The 21,172-nt window shown below is 64.9% G+C and carries 18 protein-coding genes and 1 pseudogene; 12 read left to right on the top strand and 7 right to left on the bottom strand.

The window, feature by feature from the left end:
* Positions 1 to 115: 115 nt before the first annotated feature.
* Both AC0L3A_RS36185 and AC0L3A_RS36190 read right to left on the bottom strand, forming a co-directional pair.
* Complete coding sequence (locus AC0L3A_RS36185) at positions 116 to 3,556, bottom strand: tetratricopeptide repeat protein (protein ID WP_473256172.1); 3,441 nt, start codon at positions 3,554 to 3,556, stop codon at positions 116 to 118.
* A 365-nt stretch (positions 3,557 to 3,921) separates the two neighbouring features.
* Positions 3,922 to 4,512: a PadR family transcriptional regulator gene (locus AC0L3A_RS36190; RefSeq protein WP_007599404.1), complete on the bottom strand. Its 591-nt coding sequence runs from the start codon at positions 4,510 to 4,512 to the stop codon at positions 3,922 to 3,924.
* 199 nt (positions 4,513 to 4,711) lie between these two features.
* Here AC0L3A_RS36190 and AC0L3A_RS36195 point away from each other — a divergent pair, with 199 nt between their 5' ends.
* The 4 genes from AC0L3A_RS36195 to AC0L3A_RS36210 all read left to right on the top strand — a co-directional run bounded on the left by AC0L3A_RS36195 (position 4,712) and on the right by AC0L3A_RS36210 (position 10,438).
* Positions 4,712 to 5,098 carry a nuclear transport factor 2-like protein gene (locus AC0L3A_RS36195; RefSeq protein ID WP_007599406.1) on the top strand — a complete coding sequence of 129 codons (387 nt, stop codon included), beginning with the start codon at positions 4,712 to 4,714 and terminating at the stop codon, positions 5,096 to 5,098.
* A gap of 38 nt (positions 5,099 to 5,136) precedes the next feature.
* Positions 5,137 to 6,927 (top strand): acyl-CoA dehydrogenase C-terminal domain-containing protein, encoded by a 1,791-nt coding sequence (locus AC0L3A_RS36200; protein ID WP_354127137.1) that lies wholly within the window; start codon positions 5,137 to 5,139, stop codon positions 6,925 to 6,927.
* A 69-nt stretch (positions 6,928 to 6,996) separates the two neighbouring features.
* On the top strand, positions 6,997 to 8,205 hold the full coding sequence (locus AC0L3A_RS36205) for an acetyl-CoA C-acetyltransferase (protein WP_473256173.1): 1,209 nt from the start codon (positions 6,997 to 6,999) through the stop codon (positions 8,203 to 8,205).
* 19 nt (positions 8,206 to 8,224) lie between these two features.
* Positions 8,225 to 10,438 (top strand): FAD-dependent oxidoreductase, encoded by a 2,214-nt coding sequence (locus tag AC0L3A_RS36210; RefSeq protein WP_473256174.1) that lies wholly within the window; start codon positions 8,225 to 8,227, stop codon positions 10,436 to 10,438.
* Between the two features lie 70 nt (positions 10,439 to 10,508).
* On the opposite strand, the gene gstA is transcribed toward AC0L3A_RS36210, so the two are convergent.
* Positions 10,509 to 11,123: a glutathione transferase GstA gene (gene gstA, locus AC0L3A_RS36215; RefSeq protein ID WP_007599415.1), complete on the bottom strand. Its 615-nt coding sequence runs from the start codon at positions 11,121 to 11,123 to the stop codon at positions 10,509 to 10,511.
* A gap of 126 nt (positions 11,124 to 11,249) precedes the next feature.
* Between gstA and AC0L3A_RS36220 the strand changes: the two genes are divergently transcribed.
* From AC0L3A_RS36220 to AC0L3A_RS36230, 3 genes are all read left to right on the top strand, one after another.
* Positions 11,250 to 11,744, top strand: coding sequence for a MarR family winged helix-turn-helix transcriptional regulator (locus tag AC0L3A_RS36220; protein WP_007599417.1), 495 nt, complete (start codon positions 11,250 to 11,252; stop codon positions 11,742 to 11,744).
* A gap of 99 nt (positions 11,745 to 11,843) precedes the next feature.
* The gene (locus AC0L3A_RS36225; protein ID WP_007599418.1) at positions 11,844 to 13,214 is read left to right on the top strand and encodes a glutamate--cysteine ligase; all 1,371 of its coding nucleotides are present in this window, start codon (positions 11,844 to 11,846) and stop codon (positions 13,212 to 13,214) included.
* Positions 13,215 to 13,326: 112 nt separating this feature from the next.
* Positions 13,327 to 13,887, top strand: coding sequence for a PAN domain-containing protein (locus AC0L3A_RS36230; RefSeq protein ID WP_007599419.1), 561 nt, complete (start codon positions 13,327 to 13,329; stop codon positions 13,885 to 13,887).
* Between the two features lies 1 nt (position 13,888).
* On the opposite strand, the gene AC0L3A_RS36235 is transcribed toward AC0L3A_RS36230, so the two are convergent.
* The 3 genes from AC0L3A_RS36235 to tldD are packed head-to-tail and all read right to left on the bottom strand — an operon-like array spanning position 13,889 to position 16,710.
* A complete protein-coding gene (locus AC0L3A_RS36235; RefSeq protein ID WP_473256175.1) occupies positions 13,889 to 14,455 on the bottom strand; it encodes a nucleotidyltransferase family protein in 567 nt (188 codons plus the stop codon).
* A gap of 54 nt (positions 14,456 to 14,509) precedes the next feature.
* Positions 14,510 to 15,286 carry a signal peptidase I gene (lepB, locus tag AC0L3A_RS36240; RefSeq protein WP_007599422.1) on the bottom strand — a complete coding sequence of 259 codons (777 nt, stop codon included), beginning with the start codon at positions 15,284 to 15,286 and terminating at the stop codon, positions 14,510 to 14,512.
* Positions 15,283 to 16,710, bottom strand: coding sequence for a metalloprotease TldD (tldD, locus tag AC0L3A_RS36245; protein WP_219684757.1), 1,428 nt, complete (start codon positions 16,708 to 16,710; stop codon positions 15,283 to 15,285). The genes lepB and tldD overlap by 4 nt, the downstream gene beginning before the upstream one ends.
* 149 nt (positions 16,711 to 16,859) lie before the next feature.
* Here tldD and AC0L3A_RS36250 point away from each other — a divergent pair.
* The 3 genes and pseudogenes from AC0L3A_RS36250 to AC0L3A_RS36260 form a co-directional block, all read left to right on the top strand.
* Positions 16,860 to 16,919: pseudogene (locus AC0L3A_RS36250) on the top strand (DUF433 domain-containing protein); the annotation flags it as partial.
* A gap of 25 nt (positions 16,920 to 16,944) precedes the next feature.
* The gene (locus AC0L3A_RS36255; protein WP_473256176.1) at positions 16,945 to 17,088 is read left to right on the top strand and encodes a DUF433 domain-containing protein; all 144 of its coding nucleotides are present in this window, start codon (positions 16,945 to 16,947) and stop codon (positions 17,086 to 17,088) included.
* A 4-nt stretch (positions 17,089 to 17,092) separates the two neighbouring features.
* Positions 17,093 to 17,416 (top strand): DUF5615 family PIN-like protein, encoded by a 324-nt coding sequence (locus AC0L3A_RS36260; RefSeq protein ID WP_354159993.1) that lies wholly within the window; start codon positions 17,093 to 17,095, stop codon positions 17,414 to 17,416.
* Positions 17,417 to 17,427: 11 nt separating this feature from the next.
* Here AC0L3A_RS36260 and AC0L3A_RS36265 read toward each other — a convergent pair whose 3' ends face one another.
* Positions 17,428 to 17,973 carry an invasion associated locus B family protein gene (locus AC0L3A_RS36265; protein ID WP_007599430.1) on the bottom strand — a complete coding sequence of 182 codons (546 nt, stop codon included), beginning with the start codon at positions 17,971 to 17,973 and terminating at the stop codon, positions 17,428 to 17,430.
* Between the two features lie 447 nt (positions 17,974 to 18,420).
* Between AC0L3A_RS36265 and coxB the strand changes: the two genes are divergently transcribed.
* Positions 18,421 to 19,260, top strand: a complete 840-nt coding sequence (gene coxB / locus AC0L3A_RS36270; RefSeq protein WP_007599432.1) for a cytochrome c oxidase subunit II — start codon at positions 18,421 to 18,423, stop codon at positions 19,258 to 19,260.
* Positions 19,261 to 19,348: 88 nt separating this feature from the next.
* Positions 19,349 to 20,974, top strand: a complete 1,626-nt coding sequence (ctaD, locus tag AC0L3A_RS36275; RefSeq protein WP_007605061.1) for a cytochrome c oxidase subunit I — start codon at positions 19,349 to 19,351, stop codon at positions 20,972 to 20,974.
* The last annotated feature ends 198 nt before the right edge of the window (positions 20,975 to 21,172 follow it).

Raw genomic sequence — 21,172 nt, forward strand, 5'->3', positions numbered from 1 at the left:
TCCCGGCCCCCCCGCGCGGTGTTGGTGCGCGCTCTCTCTCCCCCCCGCGCCGCTCCCACGGGGCCCCGCCCCCCCCCCCCGCCCCACGACAAGAGGAGAAAGCGTACTAAACCGATTAATGCACCGCCGACGCCGACTTCTTGCTCGCAACCGGCTTCGGCGCCGGCTTCGCGTTGGCCTGCGGCGCGCTGTCCCAGCCGCCGTTCGGGGCCGCAACGTTGACGGCGTCGTCGGGCTGCGGCTCGGCGCTGAAGGTCTGGATCGCGAGCTTGGCGGCGGCGAGCGATTGCGGGTCGAGCCGCTTGGCGACGTCGTCGCGCTTGGTTGCTGCGTCTGCGTCACCCTGGGCGGCGGCGAGTGTGAACCATTTGTAGGACTCGGCGAGGTTCTGCTCCACCCCGATGCCGCGGGCGTAGAGGATACCGAGGTTGAACTGGCTGTCGGCAACGCCGCGGTCGGCGGCCTTCCGGAACCACAATGCCGCGCTCTTGTAGTTGGCGCCGCGTCCGCCGCCATCGGCATCGAGCACCGCGAGATTGTGCATCGCCTTGGCGTTGCCGCGCTCGGCGGCTTGCGTGTAGTAGCGGCGGGCGATGTCGGCGTCCTTCTTCACGCCGAGACCCTTTTCGTAGAGTGTCCCGAGGCGGAAGGTTGCGGGCACCACGCCGGCCTGTGCCGCGCGGTCGTACCATTTGGCGGCTTCGTCGTAATTCGCGGCCACGCCCTTGCCCTCGGCAAAGCGCACGCCGATCTCGTAGGCTGCGGTCGCATCGCCCTTCATCGCGGCGGTGCGCAAGCCGGGGCCACCGATGCCGTCAGGCAGCTTTTCGCTCGGCGGCACCTGGATCATCGCGAGTTTCGCACGGCTCGTGCCCGACAGCGCGCCGGTGACGTCGCTGGAGGCCGCAGGCGGGGTTGGCGCCGCGGTTTGCGGGATTTCGACCGAAGCGGTGCCGCTCGGGCTCGTCACGGACCCCGGCGCGGCATTGTTCTGCGACTGTTTTCCGATCGGGGTCGGCGAGGTCATCGACGGCGTGACCTGCTCGGGCGTGGCGGGCTTGTTCTCGACCGGCGGAGGGGCCTGCGGCGCGGGCGCGGGCGACGAATTCTCCATCGCCTGCGGCGACGGCGACGGGCTGCTGCCATCGAGCAGGTTCATCGCCATCTTGAAGGTGCCGAGCACGATCACGACCACGCTCGCGCCAACCAGCAGCGAGCGGATCTTTGAGGTGATGGTCGCGCCACCTTCCTGGCCCTTGTCCTTGGCGCGGGCGATTGCGGCCTTGGCGCCACGTGCCGGCTTTTCGGGCGGCTGCGCGGCGGCGGCTTGGGCTGCGCGGCGTGCGGCGGCGATGAAGCTCGACGACGACACCGGCTCCTTGGGCGCGGCCGGGATTTCGCTGATTGCGCTTTCGGACGCAGCAATGCGCTCCGACGACGTGGCGATGCGTGCACCCGGCCGGGTGCCGGGCTCGAGCGGATGATCCGGCGGCAGTTCGGGCGCGAGCGCGGCGCGCGTGGGCGCCGTATGCGGCTCCAGGATTTCGCTGATCGCGCGTGGCGGAACCGGCGGTGCCATCGGCATCGGCGGCGGCGCTGCCGGCGCGGCGGCATGGAATTCGCGCGGCGCGGCGGCGAAGGCGGCTTGCGCCGCCTGCGCGGCGGCCGGATTGGGCAGCTCGGGCTTCGGATCGTATTTCGGGTGCTGCTGTTGCTGCGGCCGCGGCTCGTGCGCCATCGGCGCGGGCGCCATGGGAGCGGCCATCGGCATCGGCTGCGGCGCTGGGGCGGGCGGCGCGGTGCGCACATTGCGCAGATCGCCCTCGATCATCGAGAGACGATCGACCACGTGGCCAAGGGCGTTGTGGACGGCCTCCAGCGAGTCCTGGGTGGTCCGGTTCGTCTCGGCCTGACTGAAGCGGATGTCGGAGAGCTCGCGCTTGACGAGATCGACCATGCCGGACTCGGCAGGGGGCGCGGAGTTGCGGCTCTCGGCCAGCGCCGAATAGGTCGCCTGCTGCCGCTCCAGGTGGCGCAGGATGTCGTGCAGCCCGTCCTCGACGCGGCTGAAATTCCCGTTGCGCGGATCGGAGGCGGCCTCGAGCCGCTCCAGAAGATACGAGACCCGCTGTTCAAGATGAGCAAAGGTCGAAGCCGAGTCGTTGCCGACCTGCATGCGGTCGAAACGGTCGGACAGGTTGCGGATCGCGCTTTCGAGATGCTCGCTGCTCTCGGGTGGCTGAGGGCGCTCGCGCGTTTCCAGAGCCGCGGTGAGCGCCGCGATGCGTTGCTCCAGCACCGCAAAACTGTCGCCGTTGCCCGAGGCGCGGGTGACCTGGTCGACCTTGGACGACAGCAGCTGCACGTCATCCGAGAGCCGGGCCAGCGCTTCGTTGGAAGCGACGTTGGAGACGATGCCGCGCAGCGCCGAGATCGCGCCTTCGAGCTGGCGGACCGTCGAGGGATCGTCATTGGCGCGCAGGATCAGATCGAGCTTGGCGCCGAGATTGCGGATCGCCTCGTCATAGCCGGTGAGCTGCTCGGCCGGCGTCAGCGTGCGGAGCACCTGCTTGATCTCGGACAGCGCGTGCTCGATGCCGGACAGGACCTGACCGTCGGTGCCGTTGGAGCGGGTCTCGTCGATGCGCCGATGCAGCGAGCGGATCTCGTTCTCGATCGATTCGATCGCGCGGCGCGGCATCGCCTCGGTGATGGCGTTGCGGATCTCCGCAAGCTCGCTGCGGAAACTGTTGATCGCCTGCTCGGTATTGTCGGGGCGCTGGAGCGATTCGATCTGGCTCGTGATCTTGAGCAGATGACGCTCGAGCGCAGAGAAATCCGGCCCCGGCCCCGGCTGCGGTGGCGGCGGAGCGTAGGCAGGCGGCGCGGGGGGCGCGTAAGGAGCTGCCGCAGGCGCGATCGAGGGTGCTGCGCGCGGCGGCATCTGCCTGGGCGTAAAGCCGTCGAGCTCGCTCTGCCGTGCCGTGATCTCGGCGACCGCGACGTCGAACGAAGCGGGGCTCAGGGGCGGTGAGCTGCGATAGACCTGCGCTGCCGCACGCTCGACCGCATCGGCCTGGCGCTGGCGCGTTTCAACGGGTGCCTGCCGCGGTGCCGGAGCCTGCTGCGGTTTCGAAATTTGCGATAGCCGGGCATCGAGACGCGAGATCGCGTCGTTGAGCTGGCGCGCAACGCCTTGCTCGCGCGAGACGTCTGGTCGCGGAGTATCTTGTCGCGAAGGATCTTGCCGCGGCGCGGGCTTAGAAATCCGTTCGATCTGCTGGGTGATGGCGTCGAGCCGCTGGTGGATGTCGGCGACTTCGCGACTTTCCTGGCTCGGCACGTGACTCGGGACTTGGCTCGGCAGTTGACTCGGGACGTGCTGGGCTTGCGGACGCTGATCGTAAAGTCCGCGAAAGTTCGGCGGGGCGGTCTCGCCGAGCGTGGAGTTCAGCCAATCGTTGAGTGACATGCCGGCGCGACGCGCAGCAGCTTCGGCCCGCTCCCGGACGGAGGGATCGATGCCGTCAACACTCCACGATACGCGCGAATTCATGACTCTGTCCGGTCCCGACTCCGGCGCCCCACCCGGCGCCTCCAGCCTCCCCACGCGTGCCCGTTGCAAAGACAATCGAATTTGGCGCGGGTCGTCTGCCTCGAAAACCGACTTTTGTCTGTTACGGTAAATAACGGGTTAAGGAACCCGTTGACGGTGTCTTAAAGTTGGCCAGCGGTGTGCGACACCCACCGCTGTCATGCTCCGCGAAAGCGGGGCATCCAGCACGCTGCAGCCCCTCGATTCCAGCCGCGCAGCCTCTGGAATGCTGGATCGCCCGCCTTCTGTTTAGACCGGACAGATCACTGACAGGTGTTCGGAGACATTAGCTGACACATCAAACTGGGCTGGAATGGTCGACTCGCTCAGCCCTTGCCCTCGCGCTTGCCGTCCTCCAGCGGCACCACGGTGCCGCCAGCGCTCATCGCCGACAGGGCCTCGAGCGCCTCTTCGCAGAAATCGGCGACCATCTGCTCGTGCCGGGCGCCGAGCTGAAGCAGCAGCAGGTTACCGAGGTCGAGCACGCCGGAGGCCGCCCCTTCCGGAAAGCGCTTCTTCAGGATCCGCTCGTAGTTCTCGTGGCGATCGCGGTGGTGCTCGAGCCGGGCCATCAGGTCGGTGCGCATGGGCTCGAGGCCGATGCTGTCGAGCGCATGCAGCCGCACCAGGAGGTCGTCCTTGATCGAGGGGGGCGTGCTTGGCCGCGCGGCCCAGTGCCGCAGCGCTGTTCGGCCCTCCGGAGTCAGCGTATAGATCAGCTTATTGGGCTTGCCGGTCTGCACGACCTCGCGGCCCTGGATGTAGCCGCGGTCGCGCAGCTTGGAGAGCTCGCGGTAGATTTGCTGGTGGTCGGCCTTCCAGAAGAAGCCGATCGAGGAATCGAATGTCTTGGCGAGCTCGTAGCCCGTCATCGGACGTTCCGTCAGGCATGCGAGGATTGCGTCGCCCAAAGCCATGACCCGGTCCTCCTGTTCTTGACCTTAACCAATTGGCTTGACTTTATGCGCATCGGCGCATATGCGTCAATGTGCATATGAGGTGATCCAAGAACGAGGGCAAACACCGCCCCGAAAACCCCAATGGAATCAACCTTCGCGCTACTGTGCATGGGGTTGTTTTCGCGTTTTTTGCCGAAGCCTTTAGGGAGGCAGCTGAATGACCGGCCTCGAATCCTGGTACGGCTACATGAAGTCGCATGACCGGGCAGCGCTCTGGGACCTGCTCCATCCCGACGCGATCTTCGAAAGCCCCGTCGTGCACGCGCCGCAGCGCGGCCGCGACATCACCTTCAAATATCTGGCCAGCGCCGAGAAGGTGCTTGGCGGTCCCGGCTTCATTTATGTCGGCGAATGGAAGAGTGAGAGCGGCGCCGTGCTCGAATTCAAGACCATCATCGACGGCATCGAGATCAACGGCGTCGACATCATCAGTTTCGACGGCGAGGGACGCATCACGCATTTCAAGGTGATGGTGCGGCCGCTCAAGGCCATCAACATGCTGCACCGCCTGATGGCGGAGCAGCTCGCCGCCGCTCAATCCTAAGCCAGCATCATCACTTCTAGGCCTGCCGGGAGACCACCATGCCGATCTACAAAGCCCCCGTCGAAGACGTGAACTTCCTGCTCAACGACGTCTTCCAGATCGACCGCTACGACAATCTGGCCGGCTTCTCCGATGCGTCGAGCGACGTGCGTGAAGCCATTCTCGGCGAAGCCGCCAAGCTTGCCGAGGAGGTGCTGCAGCCGCTCAACCGCGTGGGCGATCTCGAAGGCTGCAAGCGCGCCGATGACGGCAGCGTCACCACGCCTAAGGGCTTCAAGGAGGCGTTCAAGCAGGTCGCCGAGGGCGGCTGGCTCGGCCTGTCGGCGCCGACCGAGTTCGGCGGCCAGGGCCTGCCGGTGACGCTGAGCCAGGCGGTCAACGAATTCCAGATCTCCGCCAACATGGCGTTCTCGATGTATGGCGGCCTCACCATGGGCGCGACCGCGGCGCTGATCGTCCACGGCACGCCGGAGCAGAAGCAGACCTACGTGCCGAAGATGGTGGCGGGCGAGTGGACCGGCACCATGAACCTGACCGAGCCGCATTGCGGCACCGACCTCGGCATGCTCCGCACCAAGGCGGTGCGGCAGGCCGACGGCAGCTTCAAGATCACGGGCACCAAGATCTTCATTTCGGCCGGCGAGCATGACCTCGCGCCCAACATCATCCACCTCGTGCTCGCCCGTATCGAGGGCGCGCCCGCCGGCATCAAGGGCGTGTCGCTGTTCGTGGTGCCGAAATTCATGGTCAATGCCGACGGTTCGGTGGGGCAGCGCAACGGCGTCGTCTGCGGCTCGATCGAGCACAAGATGGGCATTCACGGCAATTCCACCTGCGTGATGAATTACGACAACGCCGTGGGCTGGCTGATCGGCGAAGAGAACAAGGGCATGCAGGGCATGTTCGTGATGATGAACGAGGCCCGCCTCGGCGTCGCCGTGCAGGGTCTCGCGCAGTCGGAAGTGGCCTATCAGAACGCGGTCGCCTATGCCCGGGATCGCATCCAGGGCCGTTCGCTCACCGGTGCCAAGGCGCCGGACAAGCCGGCCGATCCGATCATCGTCCATCCCGACGTGCGTCGCACGCTGCTGTCGATCCGCTCCTTCAACGAGGCCGCGCGCGCCTTCGTGATGTGGACCGCGCTGAAGAGCGACGTCGCCCATCGCTCCGAGGATCCCAAGGACCGCCAGGCCGCCGACGATCACATGGGCCTGATGACGCCCGTCCTGAAAGGCTTTCTCACCGATTACGGCTTCGCCAACGCGGTGCAGGCGCAGCAGATGTATGGCGGCCACGGCTACATCGCCGAGCAGGGCATGGAGCAGTTCGTGCGCGATGCCCGCATCGCCATGATCTACGAAGGCGCCAACGGCATCCAGGCGCTCGACCTCGTCGGCCGCAAGCTGCCGCGCGATGGCGGCCGCGCCATCATGGCGTTCTTCGGCGAGGTCATGGCCTTCGCCAAGGAGAACGGCGGCGACGAGGCGATGAAGCCCTTCATCACCCCGCTCTCGGCTTCGCTCGGCCATCTCCAGCAGGCCACGACGTGGCTGATGCAGAACGCGATGGCGAAGCCCGACAATGCCGGAGCCGCCGCGACCGATTACCTGAATCTCTTCGGTTTCGTCGCGCTCGGCTACATGTGGGCGAAGATGGCGAAGGTGACGCAGGCCAAGATTGCCGAGAGCGGGACGACGCCCTATCTCTCGACCAAGCTCGTCACCGGCCGCTTCTTCATGGAGCGGATGCTGCCGGAGACCGCCGCCAATCTCGCGCGCATCCAGGCCGGCTGCGCCACCATCATGGAATTGCCGGCAGAAGCGTTCTGAGGATTTTGCCCCACCAATAATAGCGACCGCGCGGCGGTCGCGACCAATAACTGCAATCAGGAGGCTCCCATGGCAGATGCCTATATTTACGACCACGTCCGCACCCCGCGCGGCCGCGGCAAGGCGGACGGCGCGCTGCACGAAGTCACCGCGCTCGCGCTCGCGACCGTGCCGCTCAAGGCGCTCAAGGACCGCAACAACCTGCCGGAAGATTCCGTCGATGACGTCATTCTCGGCGTAGTCGATCCGGTCGGCGAAGCCGGCTCCGACATCGCGCGCTTTGCCGCGCTGAAGGCGGGCCTCGGCGAGGCGGTCCCCGGCGTGCAGATCAGCCGCTTCTGCGCCTCCGGCCTCGATGCCGTGAATTTTGCCGCAGCCCAGGTGATGAGCGGCCAGCACGAGCTCGTGATCGGCGGCGGCGCCGAATCGATGAGCCGCGTCGGCATCGGTGCGTCCGGCGGCGCCTGGCCGATGGACCCGTCGATGGCCGTGCCGGCTTATTTCATGCCGCAGGGCATCTCGGCCGATCTGATCGCGACCAAATACGGCTTCTCGCGCGACGATGTCGACGCCTATGCGGTGCAGAGCCAGCAGCGAGCGGCGAAGTCCTGGGAAGAAGGCCGCTTTGACAAGTCGGTCGTCCCGGTGAAGGACATCAACGGCCTCACCATCCTCGCCAAGGACGAGCATATGCGTCCGTCGACGACGATGCAGTCGCTGGCGCAGCTGCAGCCGGCGTTCACGATGATGGCGCAGATGGGCGGCTTCGACGGCGTCGCGGTGCAGTCGCATCCGGAAATCGAGCGCGTCAATTACGTGCATCACGCCGGCAATTCGTCGGGCATCGTCGATGGTGCCGGCGCGGTTCTGCTCGGCAGCAAGGAAGCGGCTAGCAAATACGGCCTGAAGCCGCGTGCAAGAATCCGCGCATTCGCCAATATCGGCTCGGAGCCCGCGATGATGCTGACCGGCCCGGTCGATGTCACCGAAAAGCTGTTTGCGCGCTCCGGCATGAAGAAGTCGGACATCGACCTGTTCGAGCTCAACGAAGCCTTCGCCTCCGTCGTGCTGCGCTACATCCAGGCCTTCGACATCGACAACGCCAAGATCAACGTCAATGGCGGTGCGATCGCGCTCGGCCATCCGCTTGGCGCGACCGGTGCGATGATCCTCGGCACCGTGCTCGACGAGCTCGAGCGCACCAACAAGGCGACCGCGCTGGTGACGCTGTGCATCGGCGGCGGCATGGGCACCGCCACCATCATCGAACGCGTCTAAGGGTAGGGGAGCAACCAGCATGGCTTACAAGAACTTCAAGGTTGAGACCGATTCCGACGGCATCGCGCTTGTCACCTGGGACATCCCGGGCCGTTCGATGAACGTGCTCGACGAGACCTCGACCAGCGAGCTCGACGCGATCGTCAAGGCGACCACGGCCGATGCTACGGTGAAGGGCGCCGTCATCACCTCCGCCAAGGAAGCGTTCTGCGCGGGTGCCGATCTTTCCATGCTGGAGAGCATGAATCAGGCCTACGCGAAACTGTTCAAGGAGCAGGGCGAGACCGCGGCGAACCAGATGCTGTTCGAGCAGAGCCGGCGCTTCTCGCAGGTGCTGCGCTCGATCGAAACCTCCGGCAAGCCGTGGGCGGCGGCGATCAACGGCCTCGCGCTCGGCGGCGGTTTCGAGATCACGCTGTGCTGTCACTATCGTGTGGCGGCCGACAATCCCAAGACCCGCCTCGGCCTGCCCGAGGTCAAGGTCGGCCTGTTCCCGGGCGCTGGCGGAACGCAGCGCGTGCCGCGCCTGGTGCCGCCGCAGGACGCGATGACGATCCTGCTCAAGGGCGATCCGGTCACGGTCGAGAAAGCCAAGGCGCTGAATCTGATTCACGCCGTCGTTCCCGCCGCCGACCTCATCAAGACGGCAAAGGACTGGATCAAGGGCGGCGGCAAGGCCGTCGCGCCCTGGGACGAGAAGGGCTTCAAGCTGCCGGGCGGCCCGGTGTTCTCCAAGGCCGGCATGATGATGTTCCCGGCCGGCAACGCGATCTATCGCCGCGAGACCTACGACAATTATCCGGCCGCACGCGCGATCATGAGCTGCGTCTATGAGGGCCTGCAGCTGCCGATCGACGCCGCGCTCCGTGTCGAGTCGCGCTACTTCACCTCGGTGCTGCGCTCGAAGGAAGCGGCGGCGATGATCCGCAGCCTGTTCCTGTCGATGCAGGAGCTCAACAAGGGCGCGCGCCGTCCGAAGGATGTGCCGCCGACCAAGGTGAAGAAGATCGCCGTGATCGGCGCTGGCTTCATGGGGGCGAGCGTCGGCTATGTCTCGGCCCGTGCCGGTCTCGACGTCGTCCTGATCGATCGCGACCAGGAGAGCGCCGACAAGGGCAAGGCGCATGCGCAGAAGGTGATCGAAGAGCAGATCAAGAAGGGCCGCGCCAAGCCCGGCGACGCAGTAGCCCTGCTCGCGCGCATCACGCCGACGGCGGACTATTCCGCGCTGAAGGACGTCGATCTCGTCATCGAAGCCGTGTTCGAAGACCGCAAGGTCAAGGCTGATACCTTTGCCAAGGCGCAGGAGCATATGAAGCCGGACGTGATCTTCGCGTCCAACACCTCGACGCTTCCGATCACCTCGCTGGCGGAATCCTTCAAGGACCAGGGCAGGTTCGTCGGCATCCACTTCTTCTCGCCGGTCGAGAAGATGATGCTGGTCGAGATCATCCAGGGCAAGAACACCGGCGATCTCGCGATCGCGACCGCGCTCGACTACGTCCGCCAGATCGGCAAGACGCCAATCGTCGTCAACGACAGCCGCGGCTTCTTCGCCAATCGCTGCGTCGGCCGCTACGTCGCCGAAGGCAACGAGATGTTCCTCGAGGGCGTGCCGCCCGCGATGATCGAGAACTGCGCCAAGATGGCCGGCATGCCGGTTGGCCCGCTCTCGCTGTCGGACGAGGTCGCGCTCGACCTCGGGCTCAAGATCATGAAGGCGACGGAAGCCGACCTCGGCCCCAACGCCATCAATCCCGATCAGAAGAAGCTGATGGTGGAAATGGTCGAGAAGCAGGGCCGCCTGGGCCGCAAGAACAGCAAAGGCTTCTACGACTACCCCGAGAAGGGCAAGGGACAGAAGAGCCTGTGGCCGGGCCTCTCCGCGCTGCAGCCCAAGCAGCTCGACCCTGATACGCTCGACGTCGAGGAGTTGAAGCAGCGCTTCCTGGTGGTGCAGGCGGTGGAAGCCGCGCGCACGGTGGAGGATCACGTCATCACCGATCCGCGCGAGGCGGATGTCGGCTCGATCCTCGGCTTCGGCTTCGCGCCGTTCACCGGCGGGACGCTGTCCTACATCGACTTCATGGGCACGAAGAAGTTCGTCGAACTTTGCCACAAGCTGGAAGCGAAATACGGCTCGCGCTTCACCCCGCCGAAACTCCTCGAGGAGATGGCCGCAAAGGGAGAAACCTTCTACGGCCGCTTCGCTCCGAACAAGGCGGCGGCGTGATTCTCTGAACCGTAGCCGGGACGAAAATTACGAAAGGCCGGATCTCGATCCGGCCTTTCGCATGGGCGCCTCAGGCAGCCTGAATCAGTCCTTCCTTCTTCATCGCTTCCTGCACCTGCGGCCGCGCCGCGACGCGGGTCTTGTACGCGGCAAGGTTCGGCATCGCCGACAGGTCGAACTTCATCCGGTCGGCCCAGGTCAGCATCGTGAAGAGATAACCGTCGGCCACCGTGAACTGCTTGCCCATGAGGTAGTCGCGGCCGGCGAGCTGGCTGTCGATGTATTTCAGCTTGCCCATGACGCGGTCCTTGAAGAAGGCCTTGGCCTCGTCGTTCAGCGCCGGCGCGAACATCGGGCCGAAGCTCTTGTGGACCTCCGAGGTGAGGAAGTTCAGCCATTCGAGCAGCTTGTAGCGCTCGGAGCTGCCGTGGGCCGGCGCCAGCGCCTTGGCCGAGGCCTGATCGGCGATCATCTGGACAATCACCGGGCCTTCGGTCACGATCTCTCCGCTATCGAGGCCCAGCGCAGGGACCTGGCCCTTGGGGTTCAGCTTCAGATAATCCTCACCGTTTTCGAGCTTCTTGGCCCGGATATCGACCTTGACCAGTTCATACGGCAGGCCGGCTTCCAGGAGCGCGATATGGGGGGATAGCGAGCAGGCACCGGGCGAATAGTACAATTTCATGGAATTTCCTCCTCTTGTTGCTTGGTTCAGGCGAAAGAACGACTACATGCATCTGCTTGAAATAGTCAAGATTGATGCAGCTGCATCGAATAGGGTAAGAGACGGGCGACGAGCTTGAGCGGGACCATGAAACGCAAACCATCGACCGAGGCGACTTCCGCCTGGATCCGCTTGATGCGGGTGCAGAGCCGTGTGCTCAATTGCGTCGAGCAGGACCTGAAGAAGGCCGGCTTCCCACCGCTGGCATGGTATGACGCGCTGCTCGAACTGTCACGGGCGCCCTCGGGCGAGCTCCGGCCGGTCGAACTCGAACGGCAGATGCTGATCCCGCAATATTCGACATCGCGGCTGATCGACCGCCTGGTCGACGAAGGCCTCGCCTCGCGGCGCGAATGCAAGATCGACAAGCGCGGCCAGTTCGTGGAGATCACGGAAGCCGGGCGCGAATTGCAGAAGCGGATGTGGGGCGCCTATTCTGCCGCGATCGAGAAATATGTCGGTTCGAAGCTGTCCGATGCGGATGCCGTGAAGCTCAGCGGTCTGCTCGACCGTCTGGGCTGCTCGTGCGGCGAGATGAAACTGCCGCCTGCCCACGTCAACGAAACCACGCCGTTGCGATGATCGCGCGGCAAACCAGCTCGTCCGTGCAGCCGGTGGCTGCGCGGACCATCCCTGTCACCCACGCGCGTTCGATCGAAGCGCTTTTGATTAGAGTCTGATATGGCGCGAGACCAGATCGATATGACGCCGTTGCAATCGCGTGACGAACTCGTCAAGTGGTTCGAGGAAGGCTGCAAGGACCCGTCCGAATTCCGCATGGGCACCGAGCATGAGAAGACGCCGTTCACGCTCGAAGGCCACTGCCCGGTGCCCTATGAGGGCCCGCGCGGTATCGGCGCGCTGCTCGAAGGCATGAAGCTCCTGCTCGGCTGGGAGCCGATCATGGAGAAGGGCAACATCATCGGCCTCTACGACGTCACCGGCGGCGGCGCGATTTCGCTGGAGCCCGGTGGGCAGTTCGAGCTTTCGGGCGCTCCGGTCGAAAACGTGCACCAGACCCAGAGTGAGCTGATGGCGCATCTGGCGCAGGTGCGCGAGATCGCAACGCCGCTCGGCATCGGCTTCCTCGGGCTCGGCATGACGCCGTCCTGGTCGCGCGCCGACATCCCGGTGATGCCCAAGGGCCGCTACAAGATCATGACCAATTACATGCCGAAGGTCGGCCAGTACGGCCTCGACATGATGTACCGGACCTGCACGGTACAGACCAATCTCGACTTCTCCTCCGAAGCCGACATGGTCAAGAAGCTGCGTGTTTCGCTCGCGCTTCAGCCGGTCGCGACCGCCTTGTTCGCCAATTCGCCGTTTACCGAGGGCAAGCCGAACGGCTTTCTCTCCTTCCGGTCCGAGATCTGGCGCGATACCGACAACGCGCGTGCCGGCATGATGCCGTGGGCATTCGAGGACGGCATGGGCTTCGAGCGCTATGTCGATTACGCGCTCGACGTGCCCATGTATTTCGTCAAGCGCGACGAGGACTACATCGACGTCTCGGGCTCCTCGTTCCGCGCCTTCTTCGATGGTCGCAACAACAATTTGCCTGGGGAACGTCCGACGTTGTCGGACTGGGCCAACCATCTTTCGACGATTTTCCCGGAGGTGCGGCTCAAGCGCTATCTCGAGATGCGCGGCTCCGATGGTGGCCCGTGGGGCCGTCTGCCGGCGCTATCGGCGTTCTGGGCCGGGCTCCTCTACGACGATGTCTCGCTGGATGCCGCCTGGGACTTGGTGAAGCATTGGAGCGCGCATGAGCGCCAGGCCCTGCGCGACGACGTGCCGCGCTTCGGCTTCAAATCGCGGATCAAGGACCGCTATCTGTTCGAGATCGCCAAGGAATGCCTCGTTCTGGCACATGCCGGCTTGCGCCGGCGCGGCCGGATCGACCAGCTCGGCCGCGACGAGACCAGGCATCTGGAGCCGCTCGATCGCATCATCGATTCCGGCCGCACGCCGGCTGAGGAGATGCTCGACAAGTTCAAGGGTCCCTGGAACGGCTCGGTGGAACCAGCCTACGCGGAATACGCGTTCTAGGACACAAGACGAGCGGTCGGGAGCTGAGCCGTTCATCGCCCGTACAGGTTTGCGGCGATCAAATGGCCGGCTGAAAAACCCGAGCGTCGTCAATAACTCGAAAGCTGTTCCGATGGGGAAGGGCCGCCTGGCCGTCCTGGCAAGCGTCGCGGCCTGCGCCGCGCTGCTTTCGCTCGTGTTTGCGAGCTGGCCTGCGCGCGCCCAGACGGCGTTCGACCGGCCCGGCGGAGACTATTTCAGCACCCCGGTCACGTCGGGCGATCCGGAGGATTGCGCGCTGCTGTGCGAGCGCGACCGCCGGTGCCGCTCGTGGAGCTTCAGCTATCCGGACGTCGAAGGCGGCTCGGCCGTGTGCTGGCTGAAGAACACGGTGCCTGCGCGCGTGCCGGGAAGCTGCTGCATCTCCGGTGTGCGGGGCGCCGGCGTGATCGAGCCGCGCGTCGAAGGCGTGGAGACCTCGATCGACCGCCCCGGCGGCGATTTGCGCAATTTCGAGATGAAGGACGGCGAAGGCGAAGAGGCCTGCAAGGCCGCCTGCACCGCCGACAACAAATGCCGCGCCTTCACCTATGCCCGCCCCGGCTACACCGGACGCGAAGCGCGCTGCTTCCTGAAAAAGGAAATCAAACCGCCGCGGCGGAAGGCGGGATTCACGTCGGGCGTGGTGCGGTAGCTCACTCTGCCGCGATCACCGTGATCTCGGGCCACAGCGTCTTCCAGCGTGCCGCCTTCGCCGCGTAATTGGCGGCGGAAAAATTCGGCGCCCGATTGGGTCGCACGATCAGCTTCGCGACGTCGTCGAATCCGTGAGGCGCGTAGACCTCGAAATCCCCTCCGGCAGGGCGGATGCCCACCTGCGTATTCTCCGTGAGGAAGCGGTCGATACCGTCGGTCGCGCGCATCAAGGGCGGATAGGGCAGACCGTGCTTGCCGGGATACCAAAGGTGCACGCGCGCCTGGTTGCGGATTTCGACCTTGGGGCCGAGATGCGCGAGCTGTGCGTGCAGCTTGCGGATCACCGCGTCTTCCGCCTCCCATGAGGTGTCGGAATCGAAATAGAACACGTCGTAATCGGCTATGCCGTGATCGATCGGGCGGCCCGTGAGCACGTTCCACACCGTCTGCACCAGGCAGCCCGCGACGAGCCACGCATCCGGCAGCGCGAGGCGATGGATTTCATCGAGGATCGCTGCGTTCAACGGATTTCGCAGGGCGAGAGCCAGAAATTCGTCGCGGACCATCACTATTGCACTCCCTCTCCCGCATGCAGGAGAGAGGTGAGGACGTTCCTGCCTTCAATGCACGGCGGTGAAAAACCGCGCCATGCGAAATCCGGACAGCCAGGTCCACACCGGCTGGCCCCGGATGCCGAGATCCCAGGATCCGAGCACGGCATCCGCGCGGCCGACCAGATTGTCGATCGGCAACATGCCGACGCCGCCGGAGCGCAGGGGCACGCGGCTGTCGGCGGAGTTGTCGCGGTTGTCGCCGAGCACGAAGAGATGGCCCGCCGGCACCGTCACTTCCTGAGTGTTGTCGAGCGGACCGTTGTCGCGCATCTTGAAGATCAGGTGCGAGACGCCGTTCGGCAGCGTCTCGACATAGCGATAGGCGGGTTCGCTGCCGCCATTGTCGTCCTCGGCGGCGCCAACGCCGTCCGGCTTCAGCTCGGCGGGACGGTCATTGACGAAGAGCTGGCCCTGGCGCAGCTGGATGCGGTCGCCGGGCAGGCCCACGACGCGCTTGACCCAGGCCTGCGAGCGGTCGCCGGGCCAGCGGAAGACCACGACGTCGCCCTGCTTCGGCGTCTCCGCGAAGACGCGGCCGCTCTCGGGCAGGTTGATCTGGATCGGCAGCGACGAGGTGCCGTAGCCGTAGGGGAATTTCGAGGCGATCAAGGCGTCGCCGATCAACAGCGTCGGCTCCATCGAGCCCGACGGTACGTAGAACGGCTCGGCCAGCGCACCCTTGGCGATGAACACCGCCGCGACGATGCCCGCGAGCTGCACGAGCTGGCCTGCCCAGCCGCTGCCCTTCCGCTTGGTGGTGACAGTTATCTTCTCGACGCTCATCCGCCTGTTCCACCCACCGTAATGCGTTCCATCAACAGCGACGGCTGGCCGACGCCGACCGGCACGCCCTGACCGTTCTTGCCGCAGGTGCCGATGCCGGTATCCAGCGCGAGGTCGTTGCCGATCATGCGGATGCGATGCAGGTCGGTCGGCCCGTTGCCGATCAGCATGGCGCCCTTCAAGGGCGCACCGATCTTGCCGTTCTCGATCTTGTAGGCCTCGGTGCACTGAAACACGTATTTGCCCGAGGTGATGTCGACCTGGCCGCCGCCGAAATTCGCGGCGAAGACGCCGTTCTTCACCGACGCGAGGATCTCGGCCGGATCGCGGTCGCCCGCGAGCATGTAGGTGTTGGTCATGCGCGGCATCGGCACATGGGCATAGCCTTGGCGGCGCCCGTTGCCGGTCGGCTTCATATTCATCAGGCGCGCGTTCTGGCGGTCCTGCATGTAGCCGACCAGGACGCCGTCCTCGATCAGCACGGTGCGGTTGGTCGGCGTGCCCTCGTCGTCGATCGACAGCGAGCCGCGGCGCGAGGCAATGGTGCCGTCGTCGACCACGGTGACGCCCTTGGCCGCGACCTGCTGGCCCATCAGGCCGGCAAACGCCGACGTCTTCTTGCGATTGAAGTCGCCTTCGAGGCCATGGCCGACCGCCTCATGCAGCATTACGCCGGGCCAGCCGGCCCCGAGCACGACGTCCATCTCGCCAGCGGGGGCGGGAATCGATTCCAGATTGACCAGGGCCTCGCGCAGCGCGCCGTCGGCGGCGTCGCGCCAGGATTTAGCTTCGATGAATTCGGCGTAGCCGGCGCGGCCGCCATAACCTTTGCTGCCGCTCTCCTGGCGGTCGCCCTGACCGGCGACGACGGAGACGTTGACGCGCACGAGCGGGCGGATGTCGCGATAGCTCTCGCCGTCGGGCCGCAGGATCTCGACCACCTGCCAGGTCGCGCCCAGGCTGACGCTGACCTGCCGCACCCGCGGATCCTTGTCGCGCAGATAGGCGTCGATCTCGGCGAGCAGTTTGACCTTGGTCTCGAAGCCGGGGGCATCGAGCGGATTGTCGTCACTGTAAAGCCGCACGTTGGTATGCGCTGGAGGCGCGGCGAAGTTGCCGGAATAGCCACCGCGCACGGCCGCGACCGCGTCCGCAGCGCGAATCAGCGCCGGCAGCGACACGTCCGAGGAATGCGCGTAGCCGACCGCGTCGTCCTTGACGGCGCGCAGGCCAAAACCTTGCGAGGTGTCGTAGGTCGCCTGCTTCAGCCGCCCATTGTCGAACATCAGCGCTTCGGTCTGGCTGTATTCCAGGAACAATTCGCCGTCGTCGGCACCGGCAAGCCCGCGCGCGAGCTCGTTGCGAACCTGATCGCGGTCGAGATTGGCGCGGTCGAGCAGGGAGGTTGTGGCAGGGTTGGTCATGCGTCCGTCCATTATCGGGGGATGTGAGGCAAGATAATGGTTTCCCGGCAGTTCCGCGAGGGGCTTGGCCGTCACATTACGGAAACGATAGGATTGGCACGGGAGTAAGGGGCCCTGACGCGGATGCCGATCGGTGCTATGCTAGTTTCATGGATTACCGAGATATCATCTCGATTGAACCTGGCAAACGCGGTGGGCGACCCTGCATCCGCCACATGCGGATCGCTGTGGCAGATGTGCTCGGCTGGCTGGCTGGCTGCTGGCCAGACCCACGCTCAAATCCTCGACGGCTTCCCCGAACTGACCGAGGACGATATCCGCGCTTGCCTGGCCTATGCCGCCGACCGCGAGAGGCGATTGGTGACCGCACCGATATGAGGCGCTGTTCGATCAGAACCTCAGCTTCAAACTTTGCCAGATGATCGACGACCTTTTTCCGGATTCGAGTCACGTCCGGTCTCATGGTCTGTCCGAAGTCGCCGACGGTGCGCTTTGGGAGTTTGCGAAGGCAAATGGTTTCGCGATTGTGACCCAGGACGTCGATTTTGCCGAGCTGGCGGGCCTGTTGGGCTCTCCACCCAAAGTGATTTGGCTTCGGGCGGGCAATCAAACGACCGCGACGATTGCGGCTCTGCTTCGCCGGCACGCGCGGACGATTGAGTCTTTCGAGAGCGATGACAGCACTGCCTGCCTTGAGATTTATTAGGCCGTTAGAGCCTATGGCAGCTTGTCATATCCCTCGCCGAGCCCGTTCAGGCTGAGCGGGAAGCCGATGCCTTCTTCCGGGGTCTCGAAGATGATGAAGGTCGCGGTCTTGGCGGTGCGGAGCTGGCCGAGCAGCTTGTCGTCCATGACGACTTCGGCGACGCAGCCATTGGGCAGGCAGCGGACAAAGCCGGCACGGCCGACATCCTGGTTGTCGAGTTTGAGGCCGAGGCCGGAGGGCAGGAGAACGCCGAGGGGGGCGACGACCCGCATCAGGCGGCTCTTCTGGTCGGCGGTCTTGAGGACGATTACGGTCAGGCCGGCGTTGGAGCGGTCTTCGGCCACCACGCTCTGGATCAGGGCGCATTGCTCGGACTGGGCGCCCGGCGGGGTGTCGCAGCGGATCTGCCAGTCGCCATGGACGGAGCGCACCGCGCCCTGCGCATGGGCGAGGCCCGGAAGCGCCAGGACGACGACCGCCGCCAGCAGGGCAGCCAGCATCGTGAGGCCGCCAGCCTGGCTTTTAGCCCGCCTTGCCATGGATCTCGAAAACCCCATCGGGTCGGTCCCTCTGCTCGCCTGGGTCGCTCGCACCCGGCGGACTGATACGGGAATGACGGCGTCTTGAAGGCGATTCGCAAGCAAATTCCACGCCGCCCCGGCCGTCGTCGCCCGCACGAATCAGGTTCCTGTGCGGCTGTCCGCCAGTGCCTACCGCGGGCAATTCCGCTGTCAAGCGGCAGCATCCCGGGAAATGGTATTTTTGTCTGATGTTACTAGGAAATATCTTGCGGGTGATGGCTGACAGACGAGGCTCAAGACTGCATTGCGATAGATCAAGAATTATGGTTTGAGAGGCTTGATTTCGGCGTTCTAGCGATCTGGCCCCAATTCCTCTTAGAGGTATTCTTGCGCGGCGGTTTGTCAGACGGGGGATCGAATAAAGCGTTTCCCGAAAATAGGGGAATGCACTTGGGGTGATTTCGTTAGGGGAGCGCGAACGGCATGAAGATGTCGATGGGCCCGGTGGGCCGGCACTTGCTGGGATTGGCCGTAGCGGGTCTGACGCTGGCGACGGGCGGTGCGGCATTTGCCGAGCTCGGGCAACCGGCTGCGTGGGAGTGGACGCTGCAGCAGTCCGGGTCCCCGGTGATGGACAACATCGTCTGGTTTCACAATTTCCTGTTCGTGCTGATCACGCTGATCACGCTGTTCGTTCTGGCGCTGCTCGTGATCGTGGTCGTGAAGTTCAACGCGCGAGCCAATCCGGTGCCGTCGCGGACCACGCACAACACGCTGATCGAGGTAGCGTGGACGCTCGTTCCGGTGCTGATTCTGGTCGGTATCTCGGTGCCGTCGTTCCGGCTCCTGTTCCTAGAGCTCGACGTGCCGAAGGCGGATCTGACCATCAAGGCGACCGGCAAGCAGTGGTACTGGTCCTACGCCTATCCTGATAACGGCAAGTTCGAGTTCGACTCGCTGATGGCCCAGGACAAGCAGCCCCGCCTGCTCGGCGTCGACAATGAGATGGTGGTGCCCGTCAACAAGGTGGTCCGGGTTCAGGTGACCGGGGCCGACGTGATTCATGCCTTTGCGCTGCCGTCCTTCGGCGTCAAGATCGACGCCATTCCGGGCCGGCTCAACGAGACCTGGTTCAAGGCCACCAAGACCGGCATGTTCTACGGCCAGTGCTCGGAATTGTGCGGCAAGGACCACGCCTTCATGCCGATCGCCATCCGCGTGGTGAGCGACCAGGAGTTCGCCTCCTGGGTCGAGACGGCGAAGAAGAAGTACGCGAGCGGCGGCACCAGCACCTACGCCTCCACGGCCGGCCCGACGCAGTGAGCGCCGGGCGAAGGGTTCGAGGAAACTGAAAGCGACATAAGGGCGGGACCTCCAGAGGTCCGATCGGGACGCAAGGCAGGATTAGAAAATGGCAACGAGCGCAGCGGCACACGGCGATCACGCGCAAGACCACGGACATGACGAGCACGCCCATCCGACCGGATGGCGGCGCTACGTCTATTCGACCAACCACAAGGACATCGGCACGATGTACCTGATCTTCGCGGTCATCGCCGGCGTCATCGGCGCCGCGATGTCGATCGCGATCCGTGCCGAGCTGATGTATCCGGGCGTGCAGATCTTCCACGAGACGCACACCTACAATGTGTTCGTGACCTCCCACGGTCTGATCATGATCTTCTTCATGGTCATGCCTGCGATGATCGGCGGCTTCGGCAACTGGTTCGTGCCGCTGATGATCGGCGCGCCCGACATGGCGTTCCCGCGCATGAACAACATCTCGTTCTGGCTGCTGCCGGCCTCGTTCGCGCTGCTGCTGATGTCGACCTTCGTCGAGGGCGAGCCGGGCGCCAACGGCGTCGGCGCCGGCTGGACCATGTACGCGCCGCTGTCGAGCTCGGGCCATCCGGGCCCGGCCGTCGACTTCGCGATCCTGTCGCTGCATCTGGCAGGCGCCTCCTCGATCCTCGGCGCCATCAATTTCATCACCACCATCTTCAACATGCGCGCGCCGGGCATGACCCTGCACAAGATGCCGCTGTTCGTGTGGTCGATCCTGGTGACGGTGTTCCTGCTGCTGTTGTCGCTGCCGGTGCTCGCCGGTGCGATTACGATGCTGCTCACCGACCGCAATTTCGGCACGACGTTCTTCAACCCCGAAGGCGGCGGCGATCCCGTGCTGTTCCAGCATCTGTTCTGGTTCTTCGGTCACCCCGAAGTGTACATCCTGATCCTGCCCGCCTTCGGCATGGTCAGCCAGATCGTCTCGACCTTCTCGCGCAAGCCCGTGTTCGGCTATCTCGGCATGGCCTACGCCATGGTCGCGATCGGCGGCATCGGCTTCGTGGTGTGGGCGCACCATATGTACACGGTCGGCATGTCCTCGGCGACGCAGGCCTATTTCGTCGCCGCCACGATGGTCATCGCGGTCCCGACCGGCGTGAAGATCTTCTCGTGGATCGCCACGATGTGGGGCGGCTCGATCGAGTTCCGCGCGCCGATGATCTGGGCGGTGGGATTCATCTTCCTGTTCACCGTCGGCGGCGTCACCGGCGTGGTGCTGGCGAATGCCGGCGTCGACCGCGTGCTCCAGGAGACCTACTACGTCGTCGCGCACTTCCACTACGTGCTGTCGCTCGGTGCGGTGTTCGGTATCTTCGCCGGCTGGTACTACTGGTTCCCGAAGATGTCGGGCTACATGTACAATGAAGGGCTCGCCAAGGCGCACTTCTGGGTCACCTTCATCGGCGTGAACCTGGTGTTCTTCCCGCAGCACTTCCTCGGCCTGTCGGGCATGCCGCGCCGCTATGTCGACTATCCCGACGCGTTCGCGGGCTGGAATCTGGTCTCGTCGGTCGGCTCCTACATCTCCGGCTTCGGCGTGCTGATCTTCCTCTATTGCGTGATCGACGCCTTCGCGAAGAAGGTGCCGGCTGGCGACAATCCGTGGGGTGCAGGTGCGACCACGCTGGAATGGACGCTGCCCTCGCCGCCGCCCTTCCACCAGTTCGAAGTGCTGCCCCGCGTGCAGTAAGCAAATGCTCGCGGCGCCCCGGGCCGGCGCCCCGGCGCGGCCCCCCACCCGATGAGGGAATTGTGCCGGCACCGCCCCCACCCCCGCCCCCAAAAAAAACAACGGGGCGCCCCGGGGCCCCCCCTTTCTCGATCCGAAGTCAGCCCGCTCAGTGCGCGCCGTGGGCCATGGTCTCGGCGCCGTGTCCCCAGACATAGA

The sequence above is a fragment of the Bradyrhizobium sp. MI1.3 genome (genome assembly GCF_055811695.1).

Coding starts and splice junctions, on each gene's coding strand:
- AC0L3A_RS36185 (WP_473256172.1), bottom strand. CDS start 3,556: ATGAATTCGCGCGTATCGTGGAGTGTTGACGGCATCGATCCCTCCGTC.
- AC0L3A_RS36190 (WP_007599404.1), bottom strand. CDS start 4,512: ATGGCTTTGGGCGACGCAATCCTCGCATGCCTGACGGAACGTCCGATG.
- AC0L3A_RS36195 (WP_007599406.1), top strand. CDS start 4,712: ATGACCGGCCTCGAATCCTGGTACGGCTACATGAAGTCGCATGACCGG.
- AC0L3A_RS36200 (WP_354127137.1), top strand. CDS start 5,137: ATGCCGATCTACAAAGCCCCCGTCGAAGACGTGAACTTCCTGCTCAAC.
- AC0L3A_RS36205 (WP_473256173.1), top strand. CDS start 6,997: ATGGCAGATGCCTATATTTACGACCACGTCCGCACCCCGCGCGGCCGC.
- AC0L3A_RS36210 (WP_473256174.1), top strand. CDS start 8,225: ATGGCTTACAAGAACTTCAAGGTTGAGACCGATTCCGACGGCATCGCG.
- gstA (WP_007599415.1), bottom strand. CDS start 11,123: ATGAAATTGTACTATTCGCCCGGTGCCTGCTCGCTATCCCCCCATATC.
- AC0L3A_RS36220 (WP_007599417.1), top strand. CDS start 11,250: ATGAAACGCAAACCATCGACCGAGGCGACTTCCGCCTGGATCCGCTTG.
- AC0L3A_RS36225 (WP_007599418.1), top strand. CDS start 11,844: ATGGCGCGAGACCAGATCGATATGACGCCGTTGCAATCGCGTGACGAA.
- AC0L3A_RS36230 (WP_007599419.1), top strand. CDS start 13,327: ATGGGGAAGGGCCGCCTGGCCGTCCTGGCAAGCGTCGCGGCCTGCGCC.
- AC0L3A_RS36235 (WP_473256175.1), bottom strand. CDS start 14,455: ATGGTCCGCGACGAATTTCTGGCTCTCGCCCTGCGAAATCCGTTGAAC.
- lepB (WP_007599422.1), bottom strand. CDS start 15,286: ATGAGCGTCGAGAAGATAACTGTCACCACCAAGCGGAAGGGCAGCGGC.
- tldD (WP_219684757.1), bottom strand. CDS start 16,710: ATGACCAACCCTGCCACAACCTCCCTGCTCGACCGCGCCAATCTCGAC.
- AC0L3A_RS36255 (WP_473256176.1), top strand. CDS start 16,945: ATGTGCTCGGCTGGCTGGCTGGCTGCTGGCCAGACCCACGCTCAAATC.
- AC0L3A_RS36265 (WP_007599430.1), bottom strand. CDS start 17,973: ATGGGGTTTTCGAGATCCATGGCAAGGCGGGCTAAAAGCCAGGCTGGC.
- coxB (WP_007599432.1), top strand. CDS start 18,421: ATGAAGATGTCGATGGGCCCGGTGGGCCGGCACTTGCTGGGATTGGCC.
- ctaD (WP_007605061.1), top strand. CDS start 19,349: ATGGCAACGAGCGCAGCGGCACACGGCGATCACGCGCAAGACCACGGA.